3 protein-coding genes are annotated in these 8528 nt (G+C 31.2%); all 3 read right to left on the bottom strand.

Annotated features, from left to right (window positions below; genetic code table 11):
• Positions 1-401: 401 nt before the first annotated feature.
• The 3 genes from HMPREF1552_RS04575 to nifJ all read right to left on the bottom strand — a co-directional run bounded on the left by HMPREF1552_RS04575 (position 402) and on the right by nifJ (position 8274).
• Positions 402-1301 (bottom strand): diacylglycerol kinase family protein, encoded by a 900-nt coding sequence (locus tag HMPREF1552_RS04575; protein WP_021743928.1) that lies wholly within the window; start codon positions 1299-1301, stop codon positions 402-404.
• A gap of 171 nt (positions 1302-1472) precedes the next feature.
• Positions 1473-4466 (bottom strand): single-stranded-DNA-specific exonuclease RecJ, encoded by a 2994-nt coding sequence (recJ, locus tag HMPREF1552_RS04570; RefSeq protein ID WP_021743927.1) that lies wholly within the window; start codon positions 4464-4466, stop codon positions 1473-1475.
• Between the two features lie 238 nt (positions 4467-4704).
• Positions 4705-8274, bottom strand: coding sequence for a pyruvate:ferredoxin (flavodoxin) oxidoreductase (gene nifJ / locus HMPREF1552_RS04565; protein ID WP_021743926.1), 3570 nt, complete (start codon positions 8272-8274; stop codon positions 4705-4707).
• Positions 8275-8528 lie beyond the last annotated feature (254 nt).

Genomic DNA, 8528 nt, shown 5'->3' with positions numbered 1-8528 from the left:
TATATTAGCAATTCTTTTAGATTTTGGTTATTTTTCAACATTTTTACCAGCTTCTTTCATAAGATATCTCAGTAATATTATACCCTTTTTTTTCAGATTTTTTCATGCGTTTGTCGTGATACAAAGTTTACTGAATTTTTAAACTTTCTTTTTTTATTGTCCTCTAATATTTCATATTTTAATTTTTACTATTTAATAAAAATTCCCGACTCTTATCTATTTCATTTTTTAGCCAGTATAATTTTAAAATTTAAAAATATTATTTAAAATATATTTAAAAAAAATTCTATATCTATGTATAAATTTTTTCTATTATTTTTAAATTAATTTATAATCTTATTAATGTTTTTTTATTTTTTTTAGGATTGTTCATTGTTGCAAATCCTTATATTGCAAATTTTTCAACAAAAAACTTTTAATTTCCCACTTATAAACTCAATTGTTACATCTATATTTTTCCCTTCTTCCCCATCAATGCTTACGTCAATTTCTTCTGTAACTTTTTTTATTTCGCATTTTTTGGCTTGTAAAGTTCGGATGTAATCGTTGTTTGTTAGATTGCTGTTCATTAAATCTATTAGGATTTTTGGAATATCCAGCGGGTTGTCAATGTTTTTTACGATTAGAATATCCATAAATCCGTCATTCATACTGGCTTCATCAATTACGTTTTCAAATCCTCCAACACTTTTCCCATTCAGAATTGCATATAAAATAGCCTTTTCCTTAATTGTTTCATTCCCATCCAGCACAATTTCCAAGTCAAAAGTCTTTATATTTGTAAGTTCTCCAAGTCCATTTATATAATAGGCGACTTTCCCAAATGTTTTTTTCAGTGCCTTGTCTGTATTGTAGGAAATTTTAGTAAATAGTCCTCCAGCATACGAAGACAAGAACACAGTTTTTCCATTAATTAATCCAAAATCAATATTTTTGGCAGTTTTATCTGTAATTTTTTCTATCCAGTTCCCAATGTTTTCTTCGATTTTCAATGCTTTCGCAAAGTCGTTTGATGTTCCTGTCGGAAATATTGCAACTTCTGGAAATTCAATATTTTTAGAATAAAGTTCGCTTAAACAACGGCTTAATGTTCCATCTCCACCTGATAAAATCAAAATATCATATTTTTCATTTTTTAAAATTTCTGTAAACAGGTCATAATCCTTATTTATACTATAAAGTGTCAATGTAATCCCTTTTTCCAGCAGTTTTGTCGTGATTAAATCAAAATTGCTTAAAATCATATTGGCATTTCCAGATTTTGGATTGTAAACCAAAATAGCCTTTTTTAATTTTTTCATATATTCTCCTATTTTTTTAATTCATTATTTGAAAGAGTTTATAAAATCTTATTAATATTATATTTTTTATATTCTTGTCACATAGATATTATCTCACATCACTTTTTTTATAATTTTTTAACAATAAATCAAGATTTCTTGCTATTCGGATATCTGTATCATTATTTACTTTTACAAAATCTCATTAACCGAATAATCAGAATAAATCTTTTCTCCATCAGTAAGCAACTTTTTCAATTTAATTTTTTCTTCAATCGGTAAATATTCTACAAAAATATTTTTTGCATTTTTTCTCTCCTTCTTCGTTGAATTTTCTAAAAATATTATATTTTCTGGCACTTCAATTTTCGTATCAATCTCTTTAATATTATTTTTATCTAAATCATCTGTTTTTACCAAAAAATCTTCAGAATTTATTATTATGCAAAATCTTTTCTTCTCTTCTTGTTTTACATCTTCACTTAACTTTTCAGTATTTTCCTGATGTTTTTCCACAATATTTTCAGAGTTTTCCACATTCACATTATTTTTAAACTCTATTTTTTCAACTTTTTTATACTCCAGTTGTTTTGGTTCTTCGTTAATTTCACTTTCCACAGCGTTTTTATCTTCTGTCTTATAAAAAATTTCATTTTGCATTGAAAAATCTGTTTTTATAATATTTTCCAACCGTTCTATATCTTTGTAATTATAAAATAATGTAAACGGATAGTCATTTTCAGAATATTCTTCATTTATATCAAAATATGATTTTATAAAATTGTTAAAAGCTGGCTTTTTATCTGAACTCATTACAATTTGACTTTTTTTATCAGTCATTTTTTTATAATAAATTCCAACTGTTAGTAAAAAGTTTTCAAAATTTGACATTTTGTATTTATATTTTTCATTTTCATCAAAAATATTTTTTATAATCAAGTTTTTATTTTGCTTAAAAAACTGTGCCAGCAATTCTTTAGTCTGTGAATTATACTCCATTTTCCCAATCAAAAATTCTTTTATCTTCTTAAAAATGCCAATTTGCGTGTGATCATAACATTTAAAATTATAATCTCTTTTTATCAGTATATTTACAATATTATGATTTGAAGCCTGCTTCACATTCTCAATTTTCACGGTAAAATTCCAGTTATAATACCGATTTAAAAGTATTAATAAGTTGGAAATGCTGTAATCAAGCCGTCCAATGAATTTTCTTCCTTGAAAAAGCGAAATCTGGTCAAATTCCATTTTCATTGTAATTTTCTTTTCCGTTTCCAGCTCAATATTTGTATAAAATACCGACTTCATCGGGAAAGATGTGTTAAAAAGCGAATGATAATAAGATAAAGTATCGTCCTTCAACTGTGACACCTTCACATCCTCAACATACACTTTCGTATAATATCTATCTTGAAACATTTCCGTCTTTAATTTATAAACAATATCGTAAAACAAATTCTCGTTCAGTTCCTTAAAATACTCGCCAGAATTAAACCAGACAGCATTTCTATTAAAAAATCCCTTTTGCTTTATGTCAAACATTATATGATTTTTATTTTCTCCAATAAACTTTATATTTTCAAAAAGTACGTTATTTGTCCTGAATGTCGGCATTGGATTTCCAAATCCAAATGGCTTTAAAAGTTCTATTATTTGGAAAAATTCGTAGGAAACCTTTTGAATTGGGATTTGCTTATCAATTTCTATTATTTTTACAAAATCCTCTTCCTTTAGTTTTGTTTTTGCAAATTTATTTATTTTTTTCCTAAATAATTCCAAATTTTTTATTCCAATCGTAAATCCAGCCGCTCCAGAATGTCCCCCAAACTTTACAAAAAGTTCAGGCATTGACTGCAACGCTTCCAAAATATTAAAGTTCCCAATACTTCGACACGATCCAACTGCTATTCCTTCATCTTCCTTCACTTCAATGATAATCGCAGGCTTGTAATATTTATCCACAATTTTGGAAGCCGCTATACCAATTACACCGTGATGATATTCAGGCGAATAGTCCACAATCACATAATCTTCCTTCAAATCGCTTTCTTCAATATGTTTTTCCACTTTTTCGACGATTTGATTCTGCAATTCTTTTCGCTCAAAATTCTTATTAATCAATTCCTTTACGATTATCTCAATTTCTCTATCATTATCTGAAATTAGTAATTTTACTACCATTTTTGCATCTTTAAGCCTTCCAGCCGCATTAAAGACAGGTGCTATGATAAAGCCCACATCATACGAATTATACTCAGTTTTCTCATTAAAATCTGAATTTTGCGTACTAAACAATTTATACAGCAAAAATCTAAGCCCCTTATTTTTAGAACGGCTAAGCTGCTCCAGCCCAAACTTAGTCAAAATCCTGTTTTCTTCCACCAGCGGCACAATATCCGCAACTGTACCAATTGCTACTAAATCTAGATATTTATATGCTTTTGCCTTTTTCCCAATTCTTTCATAAAGACAAAGAATTACCATAAAAATAGTCCCAACTCCCGCTAGAAACTCAAAGGAAAATTCATTTTCAGGACGTTTTGGATTCACAACTGTAATAGCGTCTGGAACTTTATCCCCATGTAAATTATGGTGATCTGTAATAATTATCGGCAAATTTATAGAATTTGCAAACTCCACTTCAGGAAACGCTGTAATTCCACAATCCACAGTAATTACCAAATCTGCCCCAGATTCTTTTATTTTTTTCAATGCTTCATTATTCAATCCATACCCTTCATCCCGAATAGGAATGTAGTAGTTCACATTTTCCGCCCCAAGCTCTTTTAATGCCATATACAAAATAGATGTCGAAGTAATTCCATCCACATCATAATCTCCATATATCCAAATATTCTTCTGTTCCTTTATCGCCTTTTCAATTTCCAAAACTGTCTTTTCCATATCCTGCAGTCCATAAGGATTCTGGATATTTTCAAGTTTTGGATTCAAAAATTCTCTTATTTCCTTCTCTGTAGTTATGCCACGTGAATAAAGTATTTTCAAAATATCATTATCAATTACTGAACTCAAATTTATATTTTCAAAATTCTGTTTTTCAGTCTTACTTTTTTTCAATTTTTTTGTTTTTTCATCATTTTTCTGCTTGTTGTCTCTTTCAATATATTCCCTCTCCTGTCGTGGATTAGGAATAATTTTTGCAGCCCATTTCGTATTTCTCATAGTTTTTTTCCCCTCTTAATAAACTTTTTTGTAACTCTCCCCTTAAATATATAAATAAAAAAATAATTATTAACCTAAATAAACTAAAATAAATTATTTAAACATCTACATAATTTTACCACATTTTTTTATCAAAATAAATGCCAGTTATTCTAATTTTTTTCTAAAAAATAAGAAAAACCCCTAAAATAAAGGGGAATTTCTTTTTATAAAAAATAAATTTTATTTTAATTTTATTTTATTCTTCTGTTGAATAATCCATTGCGGCCATTCGTTTATAGTAGTTCCAGTTGTCTTTGGCATTCTTTAAGTTTGCTTCAAGCAATTCTTTGGCTTTTTCAGGAAATTCTGCGGCTAGAGTTGCATATCTTCGTTCTCCTAGCAAGAAATCTTCGTATTTGTCCCAAGCAGGATTTCGTGTATCTAACTGCAGTGGATTTTTCCCTTTTTCAGCGAGTCTTGGATCATATCTGAAAATTGGCCAGTATCCTACTTCTGTTGCAAGTTTTTCTTCTGTCTGGAATTTACCCATTCCAGCTTTTATTCCATGCTCTATACAAGGTGAATAAGCAATTATTATTGATGGTCCTGGATAAGCCTCAGCTTCTCTTACTGCTTTTAGTGTCTGATTTTGATTTGCACCCATCGATACTTTAGCAACATAGATATTTCCATAGGTCATTAGTATCGCAGCTAAATCTTTTTTCTTGACTGGTTTTCCCGATGCTGCGAATTTTGCAACTGCTCCTGCTCTCGAAGATTTTGAAGATTGTCCTCCTGTGTTTGAATAAACTTCCGTATCAAGTACAAGAACATTTACATCATCTCCTGAAGCCAGGACGTGATCAAGACCTCCAAATCCGATATCGTAAGCCCATCCATCTCCACCAAACATCCACATTGATTTTTTTATTAAATATTGTTTTAGCTCCAATATTTCTTGAGTATTCTTTTTTACTTTTTCATTCGGATTTTCGTTATTTTCCTTTTCTAATAAGATTACCAGTTCATCTCGAATTTCAGTAGTTTTATCTCCATCATAAAAATTTTCAGCAAAAATGGTAAATAAATCAGCTAATTCACTTGAAACATCTGCTTTTATTTCTTCCATTCTTTTTAAAATTCTGAGTCGAATTGTATTTACAGCCTGAAACATTCCATACCCATATTCAGCATTATCTTCAAATAGTGAAGAAGCCCATGCAGGCCCACAACCACTTTCAGCAGTCGTATAAGGTGAAGATGGTGCAGAAGCTCCATAAATTGAAGAACATCCTGTCGCATTTGCCACAATCATACGTTCTCCAAATAACTGTGTCACCAATTTAATATAAGGTGTTTCTCCACAGCCTGCACACGCTCCAGAAAATTCAAATAGAGGTTTTGCAAATTGTGAGCCTTTTACAGTATTTTTTCCTAAAATCTTATCTTTGTATGAAACATTATTAAATAAGTAATCTGTGTATTCAATTTCATTTCTTTCAATTTGAGACTGAGTAGATTTCATAACAATGGCTTTTCCACGTGGTGCAGGGCAAACATCTACACAGGCACTACATCCTGTACAGTCTAGAGGCGATACCTGAATCTTATACTCAAGTCCATCCATTCCTCTACCAAGAGCTTTTATTGTAGGCATTCCTTCTGGTGCCTTTTTCATTTCTTCCTCATCAAGCAGAAACGGACGTATTACAGCGTGAGGACATACATAAGCACATTGATTACATTGGATACACATGTCTGGCTGCCATTCTGGCACTTCATCAGCAATTCCTCTTTTTTCATAATGTGCCGTTCCATGCTGGAAGCTTCCGTCAACCATTCCATTTTCTATAATTGAAGAAACTGGCAATTCATTACCTTTCATAAGATTAATCGGATCTGCAATCTTTTTGATAAATTCAGGTTTTGCAGCTTCAATAATTTGCTCATTGACTTCAAGGTTTGCCCATTCTGACAATACCTCAACTTCTTCCAGGCCGTCAATTCCTCTGTCAATCGCATCCCAGTTTTTTTGAACAATATCTTGTCCTTTTCTTCCGTAACTTTTCTCTGCATACTCTTTCATGTATTCTTTTGCTTCTTCGTGAGGAATTACTCCCGAAAGATAAAAGAATGCTGATTGCATAATAGTGTTTGTTCTATTTCCTAATCCAATTTCTTTAGCTAATTTTGTAGCATTTATAATGAAAAATTTGATTTTTTTTCTAGCCAGTTCCCTTTTTATCTCATTCGGAATACTTGGTATCAATTTCTCTTTCTCCCAAATTGTATTTAGCAGGAATGTTCCTCCTTCTTTTAATCCAGAAATCATATCATATTTTCCAAGATATGCAGGTGCCGAACAGGCCACAAAATTAGGTCTTGTAACTAAGTAAGTTGAGTGAATTGGACTTTTACTGAATCTCAAATGAGATCTTGTCACTCCTCCAGCTTTTTTTGAATCGTATGCAAAATACCCCTGTGCATACAAATCTGTCTTGTCTCCAATAATTTTTATCGAATTTTTATTTGCTCCAACTGTTCCATCTGAACCAAGCCCAAAGAACAAACATTCTTTTACATCTTCATTTCCTGTAAACACTTCATCTTCAAGTGCAAGAGATGTAAATGTTACGTCATCAATAATTCCAATTGTAAAATTATTTTTAGGCTCTTTTTGTGCAATATTCTTGAACACTGCTATAATTTGTTCTGGCGTTGTATCCTTTGATGACAGTCCATATCTTCCACCGACAATTTCAGGTGCATTTTCACGTCCATAGTAAAGTGCCTTTACATCCATATATAATGGCTCTCCCAATGCTCCAGGCTCTTTTGTCCTGTCAAGCACAGCAATCTTTTTCACACTTTTTGGCATTGCATCAAAAAAATACTTGCTGGAGAAAGGACGATATAAATGAACATTCAGTACACCTACATTTTCCCCATTTTTATTCAGATAATCCACAACTTCCTTTATTGTTTCATTTACAGACCCCATTGCAATAATAACTCTTTCAGCAGTTTCTGATCCATAATAAACAAAAGGTGCATAGTTCCGTCCTGTCTTTTCGCTAATTTTTTTCATATAGTCATTTACAATATCAGGTACAGCTTCATAAAATTTATTTTGGGCTTCTCTTGCCTGAAAATAAATATCGTCATTCTGAGCTGTTCCCCTTGTTACAGGATTTTCTGGATTTAATGCTCTTTCTCTAAATTCCTGAACAGCTTTTTTATCAAGCAGGCTCTCAAGAAACTCATAATCCATAACCTCTATTTTATTTATCTCATGCGAAGTCCTAAATCCATCAAAAAAATGCATTACTGGCACTCTTGACTTAATTGCTGTTAAATGTGCAATTCCAGCTAAATCCATAACTTCCTGAACCGAACTTGTCGCAAGCATAGTCCATCCTGTCATTCTAGCAGAATAAATATCCTGATGATCTCCAAATATTGATAATGCTTGTGCAGAAATAGCCCTTGCCGCCACGTGCATTACACCTGGAAGCAATTCTCCAGCTATTTTATACATATTAGGTATTTTTAGCAGTAATCCTTGAGAAGCAGTAAATGTCGTGGTCAAAGCTCCAGTTTGTAACGATCCGTGTACAATCCCTGCAGCTCCAGCCTCTGATTGCATTTCCACAACCTTTACTGGCATTCCAAATAAATTTTCCTTTCCGTATGATGCCCACTGATCTACAAGCTCTGACATAGTTGACGACGGAGTAATCGGATAAATTCCAGCAACTTCCGTAAATGCGTAAGCTATATGAGCTGCAGCTTGGTTACCATCCATTGTTTTCATATTTTTTGTCATTTTTCCCTCCAAATTAAAGAATTTTATAATTTCTTTACTTAACTTACATTTATAAAATTCTAGCTATATATAATTATATATTTTCTAATTCAAATTTGCAATTACTTTTTAACTTTTCTTTCTATTATTTTTTATCTCCTAATTTCTATTTATTAATTTTTTTATTCTTATAGATTAGTTTTATTAATAACTGTTTTTTCTTAATTTTATTTATTTTAGTTTTTTTAACGCAGAGGTATCAGACGCCATACCTC

Source organism: Leptotrichia sp. oral taxon 879 str. F0557 (assembly GCF_000469385.1).
Lineage (GTDB): Bacteria > Fusobacteriota > Fusobacteriia > Fusobacteriales > Leptotrichiaceae > Leptotrichia > Leptotrichia mesophila.
Note: the sequence above shows the minus strand (reverse complement) of the source record. Positions and strands in the feature narration are given on the sequence as shown.

Bases quoted from the DNA above. Each gene is read 5' to 3' on its own strand.
- HMPREF1552_RS04575 (WP_021743928.1), bottom strand. From the start codon at position 1,301: ATGAAAAAATTAAAAAAGGCTATTTTGGTTTACAATCCAAAATCTGGA.
- recJ (WP_021743927.1), bottom strand. From the start codon at position 4,466: ATGAGAAATACGAAATGGGCTGCAAAAATTATTCCTAATCCACGACAG.
- nifJ (WP_021743926.1), bottom strand. From the start codon at position 8,274: ATGACAAAAAATATGAAAACAATGGATGGTAACCAAGCTGCAGCTCAT.